General features: G+C 44.6%; 21 protein-coding genes. 2 read left to right on the top strand and 19 right to left on the bottom strand.

The genetic code is table 11. The features are described 5' to 3' along the window. Nucleotides 1-718 precede the first annotated feature (718 nt). Together glmS and DXX93_RS20550 are read right to left on the bottom strand one after the other, a co-directional pair. Nucleotides 719-2551: a glutamine--fructose-6-phosphate transaminase (isomerizing) gene (gene glmS / locus DXX93_RS20545; RefSeq protein ID WP_116009750.1), complete on the bottom strand. Its 1833-nt coding sequence runs from the start codon at nt 2549-2551 to the stop codon at nt 719-721. Between the two features lie 11 nt (nt 2552-2562). Beyond that, on the bottom strand, nt 2563-3330 hold the full coding sequence (locus DXX93_RS20550; protein ID WP_116009751.1) for a DeoR/GlpR family DNA-binding transcription regulator: 768 nt from the start codon (nt 3328-3330) through the stop codon (nt 2563-2565). 220 nt (nt 3331-3550) lie between these two features. Between DXX93_RS20550 and DXX93_RS20555 the strand changes: the two genes are divergently transcribed. Both DXX93_RS20555 and DXX93_RS20560 read left to right on the top strand, forming a co-directional pair. Then, entirely contained in the window at nt 3551-4705 is a 1155-nt protein-coding gene (locus DXX93_RS20555; RefSeq protein WP_116009752.1) for a murein transglycosylase domain-containing protein, read from the top strand. A 154-nt stretch (nt 4706-4859) separates the two neighbouring features. Continuing rightward, the gene (locus tag DXX93_RS20560; RefSeq protein ID WP_258872736.1) at nt 4860-6185 is read left to right on the top strand and encodes an alpha/beta hydrolase family protein; all 1326 of its coding nucleotides are present in this window, start codon (nt 4860-4862) and stop codon (nt 6183-6185) included. 79 nt (nt 6186-6264) lie between these two features. On the opposite strand, the gene glmU is transcribed toward DXX93_RS20560, so the two are convergent. From glmU to mnmG, 17 genes are all read right to left on the bottom strand, one after another. Further along, a complete protein-coding gene (glmU, locus tag DXX93_RS20565) occupies nt 6265-7638 on the bottom strand; it encodes a bifunctional UDP-N-acetylglucosamine diphosphorylase/glucosamine-1-phosphate N-acetyltransferase GlmU (RefSeq protein WP_116009754.1) in 1374 nt (457 codons plus the stop codon). Nucleotides 7639-7769: 131 nt separating this feature from the next. After that, nucleotides 7770-8351 (bottom strand): hypothetical protein, encoded by a 582-nt coding sequence (locus tag DXX93_RS20570; RefSeq protein ID WP_147302738.1) that lies wholly within the window; start codon nt 8349-8351, stop codon nt 7770-7772. A gap of 148 nt (nt 8352-8499) precedes the next feature. Then, a complete protein-coding gene (locus DXX93_RS20575; protein ID WP_116009756.1) occupies nt 8500-9243 on the bottom strand; it encodes an MBL fold metallo-hydrolase in 744 nt (247 codons plus the stop codon). Beyond that, nucleotides 9230-9850, bottom strand: coding sequence for a chemotaxis protein (locus tag DXX93_RS20580; RefSeq protein ID WP_116009757.1), 621 nt, complete (start codon nt 9848-9850; stop codon nt 9230-9232). Before DXX93_RS20580 ends, DXX93_RS20575 begins: the two co-directional genes overlap by 14 nt. A gap of 200 nt (nt 9851-10050) precedes the next feature. Beyond that, nucleotides 10051-10473, bottom strand: a complete 423-nt coding sequence (locus DXX93_RS20585; protein ID WP_116009758.1) for a F0F1 ATP synthase subunit epsilon — start codon at nt 10471-10473, stop codon at nt 10051-10053. Between the two features lie 55 nt (nt 10474-10528). Beyond that, on the bottom strand, nt 10529-11914 hold the full coding sequence (gene atpD / locus DXX93_RS20590) for a F0F1 ATP synthase subunit beta (RefSeq protein ID WP_116009759.1): 1386 nt from the start codon (nt 11912-11914) through the stop codon (nt 10529-10531). Between the two features lie 58 nt (nt 11915-11972). Then, nucleotides 11973-12833, bottom strand: coding sequence for a F0F1 ATP synthase subunit gamma (gene atpG, locus DXX93_RS20595; RefSeq protein WP_116009760.1), 861 nt, complete (start codon nt 12831-12833; stop codon nt 11973-11975). 28 nt (nt 12834-12861) lie between these two features. Beyond that, nucleotides 12862-14403 (bottom strand): F0F1 ATP synthase subunit alpha, encoded by a 1542-nt coding sequence (atpA, locus tag DXX93_RS20600; protein WP_116002221.1) that lies wholly within the window; start codon nt 14401-14403, stop codon nt 12862-12864. A gap of 13 nt (nt 14404-14416) precedes the next feature. After that, the gene (gene atpH / locus DXX93_RS20605) at nt 14417-14950 is read right to left on the bottom strand and encodes a F0F1 ATP synthase subunit delta (RefSeq protein ID WP_116009761.1); all 534 of its coding nucleotides are present in this window, start codon (nt 14948-14950) and stop codon (nt 14417-14419) included. Between the two features lie 12 nt (nt 14951-14962). Continuing rightward, a complete protein-coding gene (gene atpF, locus DXX93_RS20610) occupies nt 14963-15433 on the bottom strand; it encodes a F0F1 ATP synthase subunit B (RefSeq protein WP_116009762.1) in 471 nt (156 codons plus the stop codon). A gap of 49 nt (nt 15434-15482) precedes the next feature. Then, nucleotides 15483-15719 carry a F0F1 ATP synthase subunit C gene (atpE, locus tag DXX93_RS20615; protein WP_074496250.1) on the bottom strand — a complete coding sequence of 79 codons (237 nt, stop codon included), beginning with the start codon at nt 15717-15719 and terminating at the stop codon, nt 15483-15485. Nucleotides 15720-15827: 108 nt separating this feature from the next. Continuing rightward, a complete protein-coding gene (gene atpB, locus DXX93_RS20620; protein WP_116009763.1) occupies nt 15828-16643 on the bottom strand; it encodes a F0F1 ATP synthase subunit A in 816 nt (271 codons plus the stop codon). A 16-nt stretch (nt 16644-16659) separates the two neighbouring features. Then, nucleotides 16660-17043, bottom strand: a complete 384-nt coding sequence (locus DXX93_RS20625) for an ATP synthase subunit I (protein WP_258872737.1) — start codon at nt 17041-17043, stop codon at nt 16660-16662. Between the two features lie 480 nt (nt 17044-17523). Beyond that, nucleotides 17524-18414 carry a ParB/RepB/Spo0J family partition protein gene (locus DXX93_RS20630; RefSeq protein ID WP_116009764.1) on the bottom strand — a complete coding sequence of 297 codons (891 nt, stop codon included), beginning with the start codon at nt 18412-18414 and terminating at the stop codon, nt 17524-17526. Nucleotides 18415-18451: 37 nt separating this feature from the next. Continuing rightward, nucleotides 18452-19252, bottom strand: a complete 801-nt coding sequence (locus DXX93_RS20635) for a ParA family protein (RefSeq protein ID WP_116009765.1) — start codon at nt 19250-19252, stop codon at nt 18452-18454. 14 nt (nt 19253-19266) lie between these two features. Next, on the bottom strand, nt 19267-19893 hold the full coding sequence (gene rsmG / locus DXX93_RS20640; protein ID WP_116009766.1) for a 16S rRNA (guanine(527)-N(7))-methyltransferase RsmG: 627 nt from the start codon (nt 19891-19893) through the stop codon (nt 19267-19269). A gap of 67 nt (nt 19894-19960) precedes the next feature. After that, a complete protein-coding gene (gene mnmG / locus DXX93_RS20645) occupies nt 19961-21850 on the bottom strand; it encodes a tRNA uridine-5-carboxymethylaminomethyl(34) synthesis enzyme MnmG (protein ID WP_116009767.1) in 1890 nt (629 codons plus the stop codon). Nucleotides 21851-22014: the final 164 nt, after the last annotated feature.

Raw genomic sequence — 22014 nt, forward strand, 5'->3', positions numbered from 1 at the left:
CCACCGACGCTCTGTGCACCAATACTTAGCTGTAAGTGCATACTCACATTAACCTTTGAAGTAATTCAAACTCATCTTCACCAAACTGATATTTATCTAGAGCCTCTCTGTAATGTACTTTAAAAGTGGCTTGTGCATCACCACGCTCAAGAAACTTTAACGCTTGCTGTGCTAATATCCAGTTTCTGGTTTCCCGACCGTATGACAGAACAAAATGACCTGGATGAATTCCACTTGAGCGGTTCAACTTTTGAGCTTGTAATATTGACCTTGATGTTGTTGCTGAAAAAGACGCACAACCTTATGAACTGTTAGCTCATGACGTAAAGTGGAACACGATGCTTCCACTCTTATTAGAACTGCACCCAAACTTAAATGATGATTTAAAAGCGTCTGTGAGACGTGACTATGGAATGGCAGACAATCAAGATGAAGTTCTTCTGACTGAGAGAGGAGCATTAATCTGGCTGCTATGCTGTCAGTGGCTCATCGACAAAACCGACAAAGAATCAAGCAAGGATAAAAACAGGCATTACAATTTTCAACTCAAGAATAGACAAATGCTACTCGACTACCTTTGAGAAGAAGTTAAGAAGCCGACACACGTCGGCTTTTTGATCTTGTTAGAGTATGAAACTATATTACTTAAGATGATACTTTAATACTTGGGATGAAACTATATTCCTAAGTTACAAAAGCCCCTGTAGCACTGACTAGATTATTCCACCGTCACTGATTTAGCCAAGTTACGCGGTTGGTCAACATCTGTACCTTTAATAATCGCCACATAGTAAGAAAGCAACTGTAGCGGCAAAGTGTAAACGATTGGTGCGATTAAGTCGTCACAATGCGGTACGTTAATCACTTTCATCGTATCATCGCTGTCAAACTTAGCGGCGCTGTCGGCAAACACATACATTAGGCCACCACGCGCGCGCACCTCTTCAACATTGGATTTTAACTTCTCAATTAAATCATTCTTAGGTGCGACCACAATTACCGGCATTTCTGCATCAATGAGCGCTAATGGGCCATGTTTTAACTCACCGGCGGCATAAGCTTCGGCGTGAATATAAGAAATTTCTTTTAACTTTAATGCGCCTTCCATCGCGATAGGGTACTGATCGCCACGGCCAAGGAACAATGAGTGATTTTTATCGGCAAAATCTTCCGCTAAGTCTTCAATTTCATCGGCTAAGGCAAAGGTTTCTTCAATCTTAGTCGGCAAGGTAGTCAAAGCTTGTGCCATGGCTTGCTGATCGGCTTCACTCATGCCGTGATGTTTGCCCAGTGCGAGTGTCATCATCATTAAGCCAACCAGTTGGGTGGTAAACGCTTTCGTTGAGGCGACGCCAATTTCTGCGCCCGCTTTGGTCATAAACGCCAGATCAGACTCACGTACCAAACTTGACCCCTGCACATTACAAATCGTCAAGCTCGCGCGATAACCTAGCTCCTTCGCTAAACGAAGTGCCGCCAGCGTATCAGCGGTCTCACCCGACTGCGAAATAGTCACTAACAAGGCATTTTTCGGCACATGCGATTTGCGGTAGCGGAATTCACTGGCAATCTCGACGTTACACGACACGCCCGCATGCGCTTCTAGCCAATAACGCGCCACCATGCCAGAGTGATAACTGGTGCCACAGGCAATAATTTGCACGTGTTCAATATCGCGGAAGATTTCATCTGCGCCAGCGCCAAAGGTGTCGATATTAAGCTGCCCACCCAATAAACGACCTTCCAGTGAGTTGCGAATGGCGGTTGGCTGTTCGTAAATTTCTTTGAGCATGTAGTGGCGGTATTCGCCTTTGTCGCCAGCGTCATGGCTAACTTCGGATTCTTTGGCTTCGCGAATGACGGGCTTGCCATCAAGATCGAAAACATTCACTTCAAAACGTGTCACTTCCGCAACATCGCCTTCTTCAAGGAAGGCAAATTTGCGTGTTACTGGCAGTAAGGCCATCATGTCAGAAGCAATAAAGTTCTCACCTAAGCCATAACCAATCACCAATGGACTGCCTGAGCGAGCCACCACAACGCGCTCTACATCGCGGGTATCCAAAATTACTGTGCCATAAGCGCCGTCCAGCTGCTTAACTGCGGTTTGCACTGCTGAAAGTAAGCTACTGGCAGATTTGAGTTCATGGTGTACTAAGTGGGCGATAACCTCAGTGTCCGTTTCAGTGACAAACTCGTAGCCTTTTGCTTGTAATTCGGTGCGCAGTTCTTGATGGTTTTCAATAATACCGTTGTGCACCACGGCAATGGTGTCTGACGAGACATGCGGGTGGGCATTATTCTCACTGGGTGCGCCATGCGTTGCCCAGCGCGTATGCGCGATACCCGTACCACCAGTTAACGGTGTTTCATTGATCGCATCCGCTAAAGCTTGTACTTTGCCTAAACGGCGAACGCGTTGCAGGTTATTATTGCCATCAACGACCGCGACGCCTGCGGAGTCATAACCGCGATATTCAAGGCGCTTTAGACCTTCCACTAAAATTTCTGCTACATCTCGTTGTGCTACTGCACCTACAATGCCACACATAGTTAATATCCTTACTCGTTGCTGGCGCAAATTACCTTTACGCCTTTTGCTGTTAATGCTTGTTTCATCTCAACCGACAAGCCCTTGTCAGTAATCAATGTATTGACTTGCGGCCAGTCCAATTCCAAGTTCGGAATGCGGCGGCCTATTTTTTCTGATTCCACCATAACAATCACTTCACGTGCAACCGATGCCATGGTTTTACTTAAACCCACTAATTCGTTAAACGTGGTCGTACCGCGTTCGATATCAATGCCATCAGCACCGATAAAAAGCTGATCAAAATCGTAAGACTTCAACACTTGCTCTGCCACTTGCCCTTGGAATGATTCCGAGGTGGGATCCCAAGTGCCACCGGTCATCAATAATGTCGGCTCGTTCTCCAATTCGTTTAGCTTAGCTGCGACATTCAGTGAGTTGGTCATCACCACTAAGCCTTTTTTGTCGCTCAAATGATTGACGACTGTCGATGTTGTTCGGCCACTATCAATCACGATGCGATAATGGTCTTTGATCAGCTGGGCAGCAGCTTTACCTATTTGTGATTTTTGCGCTGAGAGATGTGCATTGTTTGGTTCGACAATTTCTTTCGGTAGTGCAATTGCACCACCATAGCGGCGCAGCAATAAGCCACTTTTTTCTAGCGCAGCTAAATCCTTTCGAATCGTAACTTCCGAGGTTTCAAATCGTTTAGCTAACATATCAACGCTGACCTCACCGTGACTATTAAGCTCATTGATAATGATATGACGGCGTTGCTGTGTATTTCTCTTAGACATAAGTTTTAGACACTAAAGTTAGCACAATGCTAAACAAAAAGTTTCGTTTCGAAAGAATTATAGTAACAAACAAAACCTTGTCAAATAAAGACAAGGTTTACATCAAAAGCACTACCGCCACATGATCATCGCAGAGCATCGTTTTTGCTTTTTTAGTAGCTTTTAGCGCGAAGCCAAGGTAAAAGGGGGCTTGATACCTCAGCCTCGCGATTTATTTTGTATGCGTCGACTTATTCTTAGCCTATTTTCAATACTTATACTGACCAGTTGCCAATCGACACCCAATTTATCGTCGCCAGCTCATGTTGAAAAGCTGGTTAAGCAAATAAAGCGCAATCCTGAAAATATTGGTGCTATCGCTAAACAGGCAGAGCAAAGTCGACAGGCCATAAAATACGATGTTGCCAGAATCAAACAAGCGCTAGCGGAACTTGAGCAGTTTGTCGAAAAACAGTGGGGCAAAGGCAATAGTGAACTGCCGAGCACCCGCAAATACGTAAAGTACAGTAATGACTATCAAGCGCGGGCGATCATCGACTTTACCAAAGGCTCAATCACCGTTGAAACCATCGCCACCAAGCAGCCGTTACAAATGCTTAAACAAGCCATTGTGACGACCTTGCTGACGCCTGCCGACCCAGCCAATACAGACATTTTTTCCAGCGATGCGCCAACACTTGGCGAAACACCATTTTTGTATCGTCAGGTGATCGATACCGACCGCAAACCCATTCGTTATCAATGGCGGGCAGGACGCTTTGCAGACTATTTAGTGTCACAAAAACTGGTGAAAGGGCGGTTGGGCAAAAAGCCATTACACCAAGTGAATTTTACTTTGGTTACCGATCACCAGAAATTGCGTAAACACCAATACAGCGAGCACGTCATTGCCGCATCGAGAAAGTATCAAATTGCCCCTTCGCTAATTTACGCCATTATTGAAACCGAAAGTAGCTTTAACCCATTCGCGGTTAGCCATGCTAATGCCTACGGGTTAATGCAAGTGGTTCCTGCGACGGCAGGGCGGGATGTCTATCAGAAAATTAAACGCAAGCCCGGTCAACCGAGTAAGCAAGTGTTGTTTGATCCGGCGCAAAATATTGACATTGGTACCGCTTATTTATCGATTCTAGACGACAGATACCTGCAAAAAGTCGCTAACCGCCAAAGTAAACACTACGCCATGATTTCTGCCTACAACGGCGGCACTGGCAACGTGTTAAAAACCTTTCACAGTAATCGCAATACCGCGTTTACGCGCATTAATCAATTAGAGAGCAAGTCAGTTTACTGGGCACTGACCAACAAGCACCCAAGGGCAGAGTCGCGTAACTATTTAAAGAAAGTAACGAGTCGAGAGTCGAAATATCAATAGGCAAAGCAAATACCAAAATAATCAGTGGTGATTCGCCAAATTCGATGCGTTGTCAAAATTTCATCAATCTGGGTAGGTAATTATCGCGTAGTTAAATAGTATTAATAATATAAATACCAAAACAACGCTCACGCCTACAAGCAGAAAAATAAAAATGAAACTAAAAAAACTCATTCTAACGACATGCATCACTTTGCTGAGCACATCATTTAGCCCCATGGCCAGTGCTGCCCAAAGCGAACTTTTAAGCTCAGTCAAGCCAGAGCAGCTTTTCACCGACCAGCCCAGTGTTATGCCTGAGCTCGCCACAGCAGGTAACTATAAAGTAGGTGTCGTCACCGAGCAGCTTATCAACCGCAGCGCATTTGATCACCGCGACTTTCAGGGCACTTATGAACGACCGTTAACGGTCGAGTTGTGGTATCCAGCAGACACTGGCAAACCAAGTACCGCTGGCACATTAGCAAGCTATAAAGCCGTTACACGCTCCCATAAAGCTTTTGAGTTACAAGGCACAGCCTACCGAGGCGCCGCTCCTGTCGCGCAAGGTCAGTTCCCATTTGTCGTGATATCGCACGGCTACACCGGCGATCGCACCATAATGTTTTATCTGGCAGAGCATTTGGCCAGCTATGGCTATGTTGTCGCCAGTATTGATCATACGGATTCGACGACAGAGGAAATCGATATAGTCAACGCGCCAACCGCTGGCTTTGTTTCGACTTTGATCCATCGAAGCCGCGATCAGCAATTTGTTCTCAATCACTACCGCCAGCAATCAAGTGCGCTTAGCAGATTAGTTGATTTTAATAAGGCAGGTGTTATCGGTTATTCAATGGGCGGCTATGGCGCGATCAATACGGTGGGTGGCTGTTATGACGTTAAATCCGCGAGTCTAAAGGCATTGGGGTTTAATGAGCAACAAGCCGAAGCCTTAGCACCAGCCTTTAGTTTTTGTAATGCCGGTGAAGAAAAAGCAGATACCAGCTGGCAAGCTATGGTCGCGTTTGCGCCTTGGGGCCAAGAGCTAAACCTACACAATGTTGAAGCTTTAGGTAAACTGGCAATACCAAGCCTTTACGTTGCTGGCGATCAGGATGATATTTCCGGTTTTGAGCACGGCGTACAAAAGCTTTATCAGCAAACGAGCCCTCAAGATAACTATTTGTTGGTCTACCAGAATGCCAGACACAATATCGCACCGCACCCAGCCCCTAAAGTGGCGTATCAAAATGATATTGATTTAGGTCATTACTTTGAGCCTAGCTGGAGCAGTGAGCAACTTAACCGTTTTAATCGTCACTTTGTTTTAGCGTTTTTAGACTGTTATTTAAAGACATTAAAATGTGAGTACTTACCCACTACCAAGTCATCAACACAAAAGAAACTCGATAGAGAAAACTACACTGAGGCTTGGCTAGGTATGCCACACCGCTGGGCAACAGGTATTGAGTTTTATCGTGCACAACCCGCACAGTAATCCTGCCATTAAACGACAAAGGGAGCTATCTAGCTCCCTTTGTTAACGTTCGCCTGCGCCTTTTAAACTAGGCGTTGCACTAGTCTTTTTTAGTGGGTCGTTGCCAGCCTTTGATATTGCGCTGCTTACCGCGAGCAACACCCAGCTCATTGGCATCTACATCTTTGACGATAACGGAGCCTGCCGCTGTCGTAGCCATCTCACCAACACTAACAGGCGCAACTAACGAGGCATTTGAGCCAATAAAAGCACCATCACCAATAATGGTTTTCGATTTATTTACGCCATCGTAGTTACAGGTAATTGTGCCGGCACCAATATTGGCTTTACTGCCAACCTCGGCATCCCCTAAATACGTTAAGTGACCTGCTTTTGAACCTTCACCCAATACTGATTTTTTCATTTCAACAAAGTTGCCAACATGGGCATCGCGTTTTAGCTCAGAGCCCGGACGAATGCGAGCAAATGGGCCAGCAGAGGCAAACTCACCAATGATGGCATCTTCGATGATGGTATTTGGCTTTATTTCCGCCCCTTTACCAATTTTACAGTTCTTTAAAATACAGTTAGCACCGATCGTTACGTCGTCAGCAAGCTCTACCTGGCCTTCAAAGATGCAGTTAATATCGATTTTAACTTCTTGCCCCACCAATAGCTCGCCGCGTACATCAATACGAGCAGGGTCACGCAAGCTGGCGCCAGCAATCATTAGTTGCTCGGCTTTTCGTTGCTGATAAGCGCGTTCAAGCGCCGCCAACTGCACGCGATTGTTTGCGCCTTCCACTTCAATTTCAGTTTCTGGGTGAGCAGTGGCAATTCGTTTGCCTTCACCGTGTGCCATCGCAATAATATCGGTCAGGTAGTATTCGCCTTGCGCGTTGTCATTGGAAAGGTTGCTCAGCCAACGTTTTAAGTCACCGCCGTTAGCCAATAAAATACCCGTATTACATTCGTTAATGGTCAATTGTTCTGGGCTGGCATCTTTTTGCTCGACGATACCTATAACTTCACCAACGCCAGACTCGCCGTCCCGAATAATGCGGCCATAACCAGTAGGATCTGAAAGTTTTACGGTCAGCAAAGCCATGCCTTCCACGGGCTTAGCGGCAATAAGATTTTGTAAGGTGGACACCTTAGTTAGCGGCACATCACCGTACAGCACTAACACATCTTCATTATCATTGAGGAAAGGCGATGCCATATCGACCGCATGACCTGTACCTAACTGCTCTTTTTGTTCAACAAAGGTCAGATCATCACCAGAAATTTGCGCTTTTAAAACATCGCCACCAAAGCCATAAACCAGATAGATATTTTCGGCATTCACGCGACGAGCAGCGTCGATAACATGACCCACCATAGGCTTATGAGCAACGGGGTGTAACACTTTGGGTAGAGAAGAGCGCATACGGGTACCTTTACCCGCCGCTAAAATTACAACAGAAAGAGACATGATTAATCCATTAATGTTAAAGCGAACTAAATAAGACTAGCGCTATTGTACTGAGTTTTACTCCAAGTGGTAGCGATAAACTGTTAAGTAAATGTGATAGCGGTATTATTCCTTGAGCACCCAACGAATAATCATAACTGATCGGTTTTTATCGCCTTGGCATAAGCTTCGACTTCTTGCTTCGAAGTGTTACGGCCACGCAGCGTAAACAAGGCGTTATTGTTGACCACAAAGATAAGTTCGATGTTATTGCCATTTTGCTCATACATGGCATTGTTACCATTAATTTTCGTTAAGCGTTTACCACTCATGGTGATCATGGCGGGGTTGTTAAACATCGCCAACATGGTTTGCAGCATTGGCGAATCCACCATAAGTTCTATCTCGACTGACTGATTATCTTTGGTATACCTGCGGTTCGCGGAAATGCCACCGCCCATCATCATAGCACCAGCAATCTGCGATTCGGCTTGGTCTGCTTGCCAGCCGGAAAGAGGTTCAGGAAAGATGTTAACGATGTTATCGGCTTTTTGCTGCTGTAAAAGCGAGGTGGCGTACTGAAGCTGTGAAATAGCGTCTTTATACTCACCTTTCTGGTAATGATTTAATGCGCTATCGATAGCTTCTTTGATTTCGTCAGCACCGACTTTATCACTTGTTAAAGTAGCGATAATCAGCACAGTGCCAACTGCTAGTGTTTTAATCGACATCATTCCCTTGCTCGCTCGCTAAGTGATGAGATGCAGTTAATTATAGAAAACAGCTATCAATTTGCTTTGTTTTGTTTTGTTTAATTTTAAACACAAAAAAGCGATGCTTAAATTGAATCGCTTCAAATAAAGAAGGCCATATTACACAGTGTTAAGTCTTGTTGGCGAGTGCTGTTCCTACTTCCAGTTTATAGAACCAATCAAGAAAACGTTTAACGTCGTCTCCCTTAAAAATTCGCCCATGTTGTGGGCACATCATATCAATTTCAAGTTTACTAACTCGTTCAACCCAGTCGTTTTTGGCGCGATTAGATGGCATCCAACGTTGATGGAACATAGTCATTTTCTGGCAATGCTCGTCAAAGTTTTCAACATACAGCGGTGCGTCAGCGCCTTCAATGGCTGCACCAATATCACCAGACATTAAAATTTTTGCTTCCTCATCGTAAACATTAAAGTTACCTGAGGAATGAAGATAATGTGCAGGAATAAACGTTAAGTTGGCGTCATCAATACGCAATGGGTAGCCTTCATCAGGAATCGGGCTATATTCAATATGGTCCATGCCAAAGTGGCGGATAAAACCTTCCCACAACCAAGGAGAATGCAGCGTTGCATCAGGCAACGCTTGATCCCACAAACCCAGCGATGAAATGATGTCAGGATCCTGATGCGAAGCAAATAAATGAGTAATTTTTTCAATCGGTACATGTTTAACGATTGCAGCTAACATCACCGAGAACAACTCGATCCCCCCAGGGTCCATCAGTAATGCATTATTCTTTGTAACCACCATATACTGATTAGTATCAATAATTTTATTGGGCTTTTCTGGATCGCGACCAAAAACCAGCCACTGATGGTGTTTACTTTCGAAAATTTTATACGTTTGCATCTTGGTGTAACTCTTGAGCTAACTTTTTAGCTTCTTCAATTAAGGTTTTTATCTGTTGAGCAGACAACTCCACATTGTCGGCAACGCCATTTAAGGATTCTTGATATAACAATGCTGCTTGCGACGCTTCAACACGTGATAAGGTTGCTAAGATAACCGCAGTGCGAAGTTCTCTCGCAAGCTCATCTAGTGCGTCATTAAGTCGAAATATTTCACCCACATATTTGTTATTTAACGCCAGTTCTGAGCGCTTAATACGTCCATAAGCAGGAGATAAACTCTCAACATAGGCATAATCCGTAGCAATGCGATCTGCGCGCTCAAAGTGGCAAATAGCGTTATCCGTGCGCATCTTGTTAGCTGACACTCGGCTGAGCTGAGTAGCGAGCACATTTATTTGCTTAGAAGAGGCTATCGTGACGCGTGCCAGTTGATCGATAAAATCAGTCAGAGGCTTAAAACCAGCGGCACTATCACCAGCCCGCAATGCAACAGCTCGCGCATTACTGGCGGTGAGCAATAGTTGTTTTGCTATCTTATTCGCATTGTCGAGCTTTGCAGCTATCAGCGCAGTAGTGACAAAGTAATTAATCTGTTTAGAGGACATGAACGCAGAATATTAATAGATTTGAGCACACCCAACACCAGCTCCAACAGTTTATTATTGGTGAATGTAAAGAATGGCATTTTTAAAAATTTTAGAACAAAGCGCGAGAATTCGCCTTGTAGTAGATCAATTTTTACAGAAAAAAAAACGACCTATTACAGAGTAATAAGTCGTTTTTGTTCACTAAAACTTAGTGCTATTTATAGCTTTTTCTTGGCCGCTTGAATAACGCGAAGTTGTGCTACTGCGCGCGCTAGCTCAGAAGCTGCTTCTGCGTAGTTCACATCACCACTGCTTGCATTTAAATGCTCTTCAGCAGCGCGTTTTGCAGCTTCAGCTGCTTGTTCATCTAAGTCATCAGCACGTGTTGCCACGTCAGCCAAAACAGTAACGCTACTCGGTTGAACCTCTAGCATACCGCCTGAAAGGTAAATCACTTCTTCTTCACCGTGTTGTTTCACGATGCGAGCCATGCCAGGTTTTAGTGAGGTCAGTAAAGGTGCGTGACCAGGCATAATACCTAATTCACCTTCACTACCAGTGATTTGTAATGATTCAATGCGACCAGAAAATAACGCTTCTTCGGCACTTACTACATTCAAATTTACAGTCATTGCTGCCATTGTTTGACCTCCTAACGATTAGCCGCTTTGCCTCAAGAGCTAGCGGCTAAACACCTTACATTGATTTAGCTTTCTCTACAGCTTCTTCGATTGAACCAACCATGTAGAACGCTTGCTCTGGTAATTCATCATATTCGCCAGCAAGAATACCTTTAAAGCCAGCAATTGTGTCTTTAAGCGATACGTACTTACCTGGAGAACCCGTGAATACCTCAGCAACGAAGAACGGTTGAGATAAGAAACGCTGGATCTTACGAGCACGGTCAACGGTTTGCTTATCTTCTTCAGAAAGCTCGTCCATACCTAAGATTGCGATGATATCTTTAAGTTCTTTGTAACGCTGTAGTGTGGTTTGAACGCCACGTGCAATTTCGTAGTGCTCGTTACCTACTACTAATGGATCTAATTGACGCGATGAAGAGTCAAGTGGATCGATAGCTGGGTAGATACCTTGGGCAGCGATGTCACGAGAAAGTACAACTGTTGCATCTAAGTGAGCGAACGTTGTTGCTGGGCTAGGGTCAGTCAAGTCATCCGCAGGTACGTATACCGCTTGGATTGAAGTGATTGAACCTTGCTTAGTTGACGTAATACGCTCTTGCAGTACACCCATTTCCTCAGCAAGTGTCGGTTGGTAACCTACCGCTGATGGCATACGACCTAGAAGTGCTGATACCTCTGTACCCGCTAGTGTGTAACGGTAGATGTTATCAACGAAGAATAATACGTCACGACCTTCGTCACGGAATTTCTCAGCCATGGTAAGACCGGTCATCGCAACACGAAGACGGTTACCCGGTGGCTCATTCATTTGACCGTAGACAAGCGATACTTTATCAAGTACGTTTGAATCGTTCATTTCATGGTAGAAATCGTTACCCTCACGAGTACGCTCACCAACACCAGCGAATACTGAGTAACCACTGTGCTCGATCGCGATGTTACGGATAAGTTCCATCATGTTGACGGTTTTACCAACACCAGCACCACCGAATAAACCAACTTTACCACCCTTAGCGAATGGACATACTAAGTCGATTACTTTAATACCAGTCTCTAACAATTCGTTAGCCGCTGCTTGCTCTTCGTATGAAGGCGCTTCACGGTGGATAGACCATCTTTCTTCTTCACCGATTGGGCCAGCTTCATCAATTGGCTCACCCAATACGTTCATAATACGACCCAAAGTTGCAGTACCTACTGGAACTTGGATGTTATTACCTGTGTTTTCTACGTTCAGACCACGACGCAAACCGTCAGATGAACCCATAGCGATTGCACGTACTACGCCACCGCCTAATTGCTGTTGTACTTCTAGTACTAAGCCTGAAAGGTCACCTTCAGTTACTGTTAACGCGTCATATACCTGAGGTACAGCATCTTGTGGGAATTCTACATCCACAACTGCGCCAATGATTTGGACGACTTTACCTGTACTCATGTTTAATCCTCTAATCTTTGCTCTTATTTACTTTTTAAATAAAAGAACCTTTGCTTAATTAAACCGCGGCCGCACCGGCACAAATCTCACTCAATTCTTGGGTGATACTTGCTTGACGTGCCTTGTTGTATACCAATTGAAGTTCACCGATTAAGTCACCAGCATTGTCAGTTGCGGCTTTCATCGCAACCATACGAGCAGCTTGCTCACATGCTAGGTTCTCAACCACACCTTGGTACACTTGCGATTCCGTGTAACGAACTAATAGCTGATCAAGTAATACTTGAGCGTCTGGCTCGTAAACGTAATCCCAACGGTGTTTAATTTCGTCATCATCTGACTTAGGCAAAGGTAAAAGTTGATCGATTGTCGGCTGCTGCGTCATGGTGTTTACAAACTTGTTGTAAACCACGAACAGCTTGTCAATTTCGCCATTGTCGTATGCGTCCAACATTACGCGTACTGAACCCACTAGGTCAGTAACTGAAGGACGATCACCTAGACCAGAAATTTGTGCCGATACTTTAGCGCCCATGTTGTTGAAGAACGCCGTGGCTTTTGAGCCAACAACTGCAAATTCAACTTCAGCGCCTTCTGATTGCCATTTACCAGCATCAGCAAGTACTTGCTTGAATAAATTAATGTTCAAGCCGCCACAAAGACCACGGTCAGTGGAGACAACGATATAGCCTACGCGCTTAACTTCACGCTCTTCCATATATGGATGGCGGTATTCTAAGTTACCTCGCGCGATGTGACCGATCACATTTCGCATATTTTCAGCGTATGGACGAGAGGCAGCCATAGCATCTTGCGCTTTACGCATTTTACTGGCTGCAACCATTTCCATTGCGCTGGTGATCTTCTGCGTATTTTGTACGCTTCCAATCTTCGATTTTATCTCTTTAGCGCCGGACATGACTATTTCTCTCCGAAAAAGTTAACTATTACCAAGTTTGCGTAGACTTGAATGTATCAAGTGCTTTAACCAAACCTGCTTCAATATCTTTGTTATAGTCGCCTTTCTCGTTGATAGTAGCCATCAACTCAGCTTGCTCGTTGTTGACGTAAGACAACAATGCAGCTTCAAAATCTACCACTTTGTTGATTGCAACATCGTTTAAGTAGCCTTTTTCAGCAGCAAATAGTGATACAGCTGTCTCAGCAACAGATAGCGGGCTGAATTGCTTTTGCTTCATCAATTCAGTAACGCGCTGACCGTGCTCTAATTGGGCACGAGTTGCATCGTCAAGATCAGAAGCGAATTGAGCAAAGGCTGCTAATTCTGCGTATTGAGCTAATGCTAAACGGATACCACCACCAAGCTTCTTGATGATCTTAGTTTGTGCAGCACCACCAACACGAGATACCGAGATACCTGCGTTAACCGCTGGACGAATACCTGAGTTGAATAAGTTCGACTCTAGGAAGATCTGACCATCGGTAATTGAGATTACGTTGGTTGGTACGAAAGCAGAAACGTCACCCGCTTGTGTTTCGATAATTGGTAGTGCAGTTAATGAACCGGTTTGGCCCTTAACTTCACCGTTAGTGAAACGCTCAACATAAGCTTCGTTTACACGCGCTGCACGCTCTAGTAGACGTGAGTGCAAGTAGAAAACGTCACCTGGGTAAGCTTCACGACCTGGTGGACGACGAAGTAGCAATGAAATTTGACGGTAAGCAACAGCTTGCTTAGACAAATCATCATAGACGATCAACGCATCTTCACCGCGGTCACGGAAGTATTCACCCATAGTACAACCAGAGTATGGTGCTAAGTACTGAAGTGCAGCAGCTTCTGACGCAGAGGCAACAACTACGATAGTGTTTTCTAATGCGCCGTGCTCTTCTAAGGCACGTACTACGTTAGCAACGGTTGATGCTTTTTGACCAACAGCTACGTAGATTGACTTAATACCCGTGTTCTTCTGGTTAATGATTGCATCTAGTGCGATCGCTGATTTACCTACCTGACGGTCACCGATGATAAGCTCACGTTGACCACGACCGATTGGAATCATTGAGTCAATTGATTTGATACCCGTTTGTACTGGCTCATCAACAGACTTACGATCGATAACACCTGGTGCGACTACTTCGATTGGTGCGAAACCATCGTTGTCGATTGGACCTTTACCGTCAATCGGCTCACCTAGAGTGTTAACTACGCGGCCTAAAAGACCACGACCTACTGGTACTTCCAAAATACGGCCAGTACCTTTAACTTTTACGCCTTCTGCTAGGTCTGCGTAAGGACCCATCACAACCGCACCTACTGAATCACGCTCAAGGTTAAGCGCGATTGCGTAGCGGTTGCCAGGAAGTTCGATCATCTCACCTTGCATTACATCAGCAAGACCGTGGATGCGAATGATACCGTCAGTTACAGAAACGATAGTACCTTCGTTACGAGCTTCACTAACTACGTCAAACTGTTCAATACGTTTTTTGATCAGTTCGGCGATTTCAGTGGAATTCAGTTGCATGCTCTGTTCCCCGTTAAGATTGCATTGTTGTTGCTAAACGGTCTAATTTACCTCGAATAGACCCGTCAATTACCATGTCGTCGGCCTTGATGATCAAGCCAGACACGATAGTTGCGTCAACAACACAATTAAGCTTCACTTTACGAGCCAAACGCTTTTCAAGCGCGGCGCTAATGTTTGATTGTTGGTCAGCTGATAATTCAACAGCAGACGACACATCGACAGTTACTTCTTTATCAAACTCTGCCTTTAGGGCAGCGAATTGTTCAGCAACTTGAGGTAGCACCAACAGACGTTCGTTCTCCGCCATTACCTTGATTAGGTTTTGGCCTTGTTCATTTAGCTGTTCACCACAAACGCCAAGGAAAATTTCCTTCGCTTGTTCGACTGACGCGTTACCAGAAAGGTAGCCAGTGATGGTGTCATTTTTCGAAACTTCGGCAGCAAACACTAGCATTTCTAACCAGCTTTCAACCACTTTAGCTTCAACAGCAAATTCGAACGCTGCTTTAGCGTAAGGGCGAGCGATAGTTGTCAATTCAGACATGCTCTATACCCCTTAAAGTTCAGCGACTAATTTATCTAAGATGTCGCTGTGAGCAGCGGCATCAATTGAACGCTCGAGAATTTTCTCGGCACCGGCAACAGCTAACGCAGACACTTGCTGACGTAGCTCTTCTGTTGCACGATTGCGCTCAGACTCAATTTCTGCATGACCAGACGCGATAATTTTTTCGCGCTCTGCTTGTGCTTTTTCCGCTGCTTCATCAATCATTTGCGCTTCGCGTTTTTTCGCAGCTTCAATGATTTCAGCAGCTTGCGCTTTCGCTTCTTTAAGTTGAGCCGTCGCTTTCTCTTGCGCTAGAGCAAGATCTTTCGCTGCACGGTCAGAAGCGGCTAAGCCGTCTGCAATAGTTTTCTGACGAGCTTCGATAGCACCAATCAGTGGTGGCCATACGAATTTCATGCAGAAAAGAACGAATACGACAAATGCGATCATTTCACTGATAAAAGTGACATTAACGTTCATTTGTGTACCTCCTATTTTATTTCGTTGTTAAAAGACTGAATTAGGTTAATTAGCCAATTTTAACGAATAGGATGTATAGACCCATTGCAACACCAATGATTGCAATCGCATCGATTAGACCAGCAACGATGAACATTTTAACTTGTAACTGTGGTGCTAGTTCAGGTTGACGAGCAGCAGACTCTAGGAATTTACCACCTAAAAGACCAAAACCGATCGCTGTACCTAATGCACCTAAGCCGATAAGTAACGCAGCTGCTACATATAGTAAACCTAAGTTTTCCATTTTTATCTCCGATTATTTAAGTAAAAATTAAAATTAAAAAAATTGTTTTGGGGCGTCCTACCCGCAGTCTCTTGGCTGGCTTAGCCGTTTCCTTTAATCACCAAGAGACTAGTGATCTTCGTGCGCTAAACTCAAGTAAACGATGGTTAGCGTCATAAATATAAATGCTTGTAATGGGATAACTAATAAGTGGAACGCCGCCCATAAGAAATGCGGACCAAAGATTTGCCAGACCCCCATAGTGGCGATCAAGATAAAGATCAATTCACCTGCATATAAGTTACCGAATAAACGCAAGGCTAATGACAGCGGACGCGCCAGTAAGGTCACCACTTCAAGTACAAAGTTGACCGGGTAAAGTGTCCAGTGGCCGAAAGGTTGAACACTCAACTCTTTGATAAAACCCCCAATACCTTTCACTTTCACTGAGTAGTAAAGAATTAGCCAGAATACGCCTAATGCTAAGGCTAAGGTCATATTGATATCAGTTGTCGGTACTGACTTGATGTAATCAACACCAATTAAGCCGGCAACGGTTGGAATTAAATCGACTGGCACCCAGTCCATCGCGTTCATTAATAATACCCAAACGAATATTGTTAATGCTAATGGGGCAATTACCGGGTTTTTACCGTGAAACGAGCTTTTTACGCTGTCTTCAACGAATTCAACGATCATCTCAACTGCACATTGCAGCTTACCTGGCACGCCAGCCTCAGCTTTTTTCGCAACAGAACGGAAGATGTATAAGAACACCAAACCTAAGAATACCGACCAACCTAATGTATCAATGTGAAGTGTCCAGAAACCTGCATCGGCACAACTGTAGTTGAAGCCAATACCGTCATCGGTCATACACATTTTCGCATTAGTTAAATGGTGGCTAATATATTCTTGGCTGGTAATTTCAGCACTGGAAGCCATATTTTTGTCCTAATGGTTAAAGTTTAAATTTTAAAAACATGGGCGTTAACAGTGAGCTAAACACTGCTAAACAAAATGCGCCAAAAAAGGGTACCGGTATAATCACTAAAAACTTGAAGGCTAGTGCAAACAGAATCGCGGTTAAACCCAATTTTATTTTTGCGCCGCGAAAGAATGCATCCATTACTTTGCGATTGGCGCTAGCTCCCGCATACCTAAAGGCGTAGAGCGCAAATACAAAATTAGGGATTATGCCAATACAACCACCAGCTAAGGCTGACAGGGCATGACTTAACCCCCAATTGAAATAAATCATTACGGCAGCAACTAAGGTTAGCGTCGTTGCACAAATCAATTGTTGCCGCGATAATTTTCGGCCCGGCTTAACCAACTGATTCACACTGTTTACCCCTAACGAAAACCTTCGTAAAACCTACACTTTTTGAGTGAGAAAATTTCAACTCAAAAAATCCTCGCAAGTATACTTAATTACGTTTTTATTGCAACCAAATAGGGCTGCGAACGCTGGTATTTTGTACGAAAAAAGCGAATATGTGAAAAATGTGTAACATTGAGGAAATTGATACTCAAGAGTTCAAATTGTGCTACTCGCATATCAAGTGCACCGTGAAAAAACAAAAGCTATAGCTATCAATAACTTTTATAGTTAACACTAAGGTTTTAAGGGCGTTAATTCCATACGGTTAGTAGGGTAATTACCGCATTAGTCAGCCGTGAATAGCTAGGCAAAGGTATAAAAGGTTTAGGTGAAGCGATAGATAAAGATAACGCCTAAGTGAAAACTAACTATCGTCTTACCGGTTGCAAGCAAGACGATTTACACGCTAGCCTAACAGGCAAGCTCATTTATCAAAGTAAATTAGTGAATTTTCGCCAGAATGCCGTCAAGTTCTTCCAGATTGGTATAAGAAATCACCAACTTGCCTTTGCCTTTTTTGTTGTGGCTAATAGAGACTTGCGATCCTAGACGCTCTGCCAGCTGTTGTTCCAACGACACTGTGTTGGGATCAGGCTGCTTTGGTGCTTTTTCGATTGGTGGCTCTTGCACTTTCTTAATTAAAGCTTCCGTTTCACGCACCGTCAGCTCTTTTGCCACAACCGTGCGCGCAGTGGTATTTTGCACATCACCTTCCAGTGCCAATAAGGCGCGAGCGTGGCCCATTTCAATATCACCGTGCTCAAGTAAGGTTTTTACTTCATCATTCAGGTTGTTTAAACGCAGTAAGTTAGTGACAGTAGTACGCGATTTACCCACAGCTTCCGCGACTTCTTGGTGCGTTAATTCAAACTCAGTCAATAAGCGCTCTAAGGCAATCGCTTCTTCCATGGCATTAAGATCTTCACGTTGAATGTTTTCAATCAACGCAATAGCCACAGCCGCTTCATCAGCAACGTCTTTCACTAAACACGGGACTTCTGCAAGTTCTGCTAATTGTGCCGCACGCCAACGGCGCTCACCGGCAATGATTTCGTATTGATGGTCGCCAATACTGCGCACAACGATAGGCTGGATAATACCTTGTGCCTTGATTGAGCTCGATAGCTCTTCTAAGGCATCCGGTGACATATCTTTACGCGGTTGATATTTGCCCGGCTGCAGTTGCTCAATCGGTAGTTTGCGCAATTCGCCTTTTTCTGGCGCTGCCGCAACGTCTTGACTGTCGTTGTCGACATTGTCTTCAGCCTTAGGGGCTTGCGTTAACAAAGCATCTAAACCTCGGCCTAAACCGCGACGTTTTGCAGGGCTCATATCAATCCTTCAAATATTCTTATTTTACGTATGCGTACTAGTCTGTGACTTCTTCTGTTTTGGGGTGCTTAGCAAGCTCTTCGCGTCGCAGTATTTCACCCGCTAGCGCTAAGTAGGCTTTTGCCCCTGTCGATGATTTATCGTAATACATCACAGGTGCACCGAAGCTTGGCGCTTCAGCAAGGCGAACATTTCGAGGGATGACAGTACGGTAGACTTTATCACCGAAATGACGCTTTAATTGCTCGGACACGTCATTGGCTAAGCGATTGCGCGGATCGTACATGGTTCGTAGGATTCCCTCAATCTTTAATTCGCTGTTCACCACTGACGTTAGCTGAGAGATAGTTTCCATCAACGCCGTTAGCCCTTCAAGCGCATAATATTCACACTGCATCGGCACTAATACCGAATCGGCCGCGGCCATGGCATTGACCGTTAGCATGTTAAGTGATGGCGGACAATCAATAATAATGAAGTCGTATTCATCTTTCACTGGCGCCAACGCATTGCGCAGTCTAAGCTCACGCGCAAAGACTTCCATTAATTTGATCTCTGCGGCGGTCACATCCGCATTACCTGCGATCAGATCATACAAGCCAGATGTTTCACGATAGACCACTTCGTCAAACGGCTTTTGTTCAACCAATAATTCATAGCTAGTGATCAGGTCTTCGTATTTATCAATACCACTACCCATAGTGGCATTGCCTTGAGGATCGAGATCGATCAGCAATACTTTTCGTTTCGTTGCTGCTAACGAAGCAGCTAAATTGACGGATGTCGTGGTTTTGCCCACGCCACCTTTTTGATTTGCTACCGCAATAATTCTGCCCACAAGTGCCTCGAAGTCTAGTTATTCTTTTTCAATTCGATTAAGTGTCGTTCACCGGTTAATTCAGGAACATGTAATTCATGACTTGCCACTAACGCGACATTCTCAGGTAGAGCATCCAGCTCATCTTCTGGGTATTGTCCTTTTAGCGCGTAAAAGCGGCCAGTTTCACTTTCGATCAAGTGATGACACCAAGACACCATGTCTTGCAATGAAGAAAATGCGCGGCTCAACACTCCATCAAATGCTTGCGTGGGAGTATGTGCTTCAACCCGTGATTGCACAGGCTCAACATTGGTTAATTGCAATTGGTAGACAACTTGGCGTAAAAACGTAATACGTTTTCCTAAGCTATCTAATAATACAAAATTCCGCTCAGGATACAATATGGCAAGTGGAATGCCAGGTAAGCCAGGCCCCGTACCCACATCAATAAAACGTTTACCTGTGAGCAGTTTGCCAACCACTAAACTATCAAGAATATGCTTTACCAACATTTCTTCTGGGTTGCGAACGGACGTTAGGTTGTAAGTTTTATTCCACTTGTCAAGTAATTCGACGTATTGAATTAATTGTGTAAATTGAAGATCGGTTAAGGAAATATCGGTTTGCGCGACCAGCGCGCGTAATTTGTCTGCTAACATCTAATTTTATCTGTGCTGTTGTTAGGCAAGATAGGCGACAAGTGTCTCAACTTATCGCCTCGTTATGTTACGCGGTTTTACGTAATAAACCGTGTTTTTTCAAGTATACCAGCAATAGCGAAATCGCCGCAGGGGTAATGCCCGAAATACGCGATGCCTTACCCAAGGTTTCAGGGCGCGCATCGGAAAGTTTAGCGACCACTTCGTTAGATAGCCCTGAAATCTGGCTGTAATCAAAATCCGCTGGGATCGAAGTATTTTCGTGACGCTTTTTCTTTTCAATTTCATCCATTTGGCGATCAATGTAACCTTGATACTTAATTTGAATTTCAACTTGCTCTGCCGCTTGTTGATCTGCAATGGCTGGACCAAACGCTTCAATCGCCATCACATCAGCATAGTTAGTTTCAGGGCGACGTAAAATATCTTCGAGTGTCGCTTCTTTGCTGATCGGATTCTTTAACTGCGGATTTAACTGCTCAGCTGCAGGATGATCTTTTTGCACCCACACCGACTTTAAGCGTTGACGCTCTTGTTCGATATTGTCCATTTTCTCGTTAAAGCGCGCCCAACGTGCATCATCCACTAAACCAAGTTCACGGCCTTTTTCCGTTAAGCGAATATCGGCATTGTCTTCACGCAGTAATAAACGGTATTCCGCGCGCGAGGTAAACATGCGGTATGGCTCTTTGGTACCGAGTGTTGCCAGATCGTCAATTAATACGCCCATATAAGCTTGATCGCGACCTAAGATCCATTCCTCTTTGCCCTGCACGCGCAGTGCCGCATTCGTTGCTGCCACTAAACCTTGCGCCCCAGCTTCTTCATAACCGGTTGTGCCGTTGATCTGGCCAGCAAAGTATAAGTTATTGACAAATTTGCTTTCTAAGGTTTGTTTCAGATCGCGTGGATCGAAGAAGTCGTACTCAATCGCATAACCCGGGCGCGTAATATGGGCGTTTTCAAAGCCTTTAATTGAGCGCACTAAGTTCATTTGGACATCAAATGGCAAGCTGGTTGAAATCCCGTTAGGGTAAACTTCATGTGTTGTTAAACCTTCCGGCTCAACAAAGATCTGATGCGTATCTTTATCAGCAAAACGGGTGATCTTATCTTCAATCGATGGGCAGTAACGCGGACCAACCCCTTCAATCACCCCCGTATACATTGGCGAACGATCTAAACCAGCGCGAATAATGTCGTGGGTTTTTTCATTGGTATGGGTGATATAACACGAGATCTGCTGTGGGTGATCATCATGGGATCCCATAAATGAGAAAATCGGTCTTGGTGTATCACCAGGCTGCTCTTGCATCACAGAAAAGTCGAGTGTTCTGGCATCCAAGCGCGGTGGCGTACCAGTTTTTAAGCGATCCATTCGAAATGGCATATCACGTAAACTTTTCGCCAAGTTAACTGAAGCGGGATCGCCTGCGCGACCACCTTGATAATTGTTCAAGCCAATGTGGATTTGGCCCGCAAGGAAAGTACCTACGGTTAATACCACAGCATGACCTTTGAACTTTAATCCCATTTGCGTGGACACCCCGACGACTCGATCGTTTTCTAAGATCAAGTCATCACAAGGTTGTTGGAAGATCGTTAGGTTCGGTTGGTTTTCCAATGTATGGCGTACAAATGAGCGATATAACGCGCGATCCGCTTGAGCACGAGTTGCTCTTACCGCTGGCCCTTTACTTGCGTTTAAGGTGCGAAACTGGATCGCAGCGTGATCGATCGCTGTTGCCATCAAACCGCCTAAGGCATCGATCTCTTTCACTAGGTGACCTTTGCCGATCCCACCGATCGCAGGGTTACAAGACATTTGTCCCAGGGTATCAATATTGTGCGTTAACAATAGGGTTTTACAGCCCATTCTAGCCGCAGCTAAACAAGCTTCTGTGCCAGCATGACCGCCACCAACAACGATTACATCAAATGTATCTTGATACCACATGAACAATTTCACCTAACAATTTACACGGGAAAAAAGAGGCGTATTTTAGCATTGTTTTTGAACTCAGGGGAATGATCATTTTTGTAAAAAGATCGGCGTAAAATGAAGGGATGGATCACGAGATAAATATTTAGATCTATATAAAGATCTTATTATTATTTCTT

The organism is Thalassotalea euphylliae (assembly GCF_003390335.1).
Taxonomy (GTDB): domain Bacteria; phylum Pseudomonadota; class Gammaproteobacteria; order Enterobacterales; family Alteromonadaceae; genus Thalassotalea_F; species Thalassotalea_F euphylliae_B.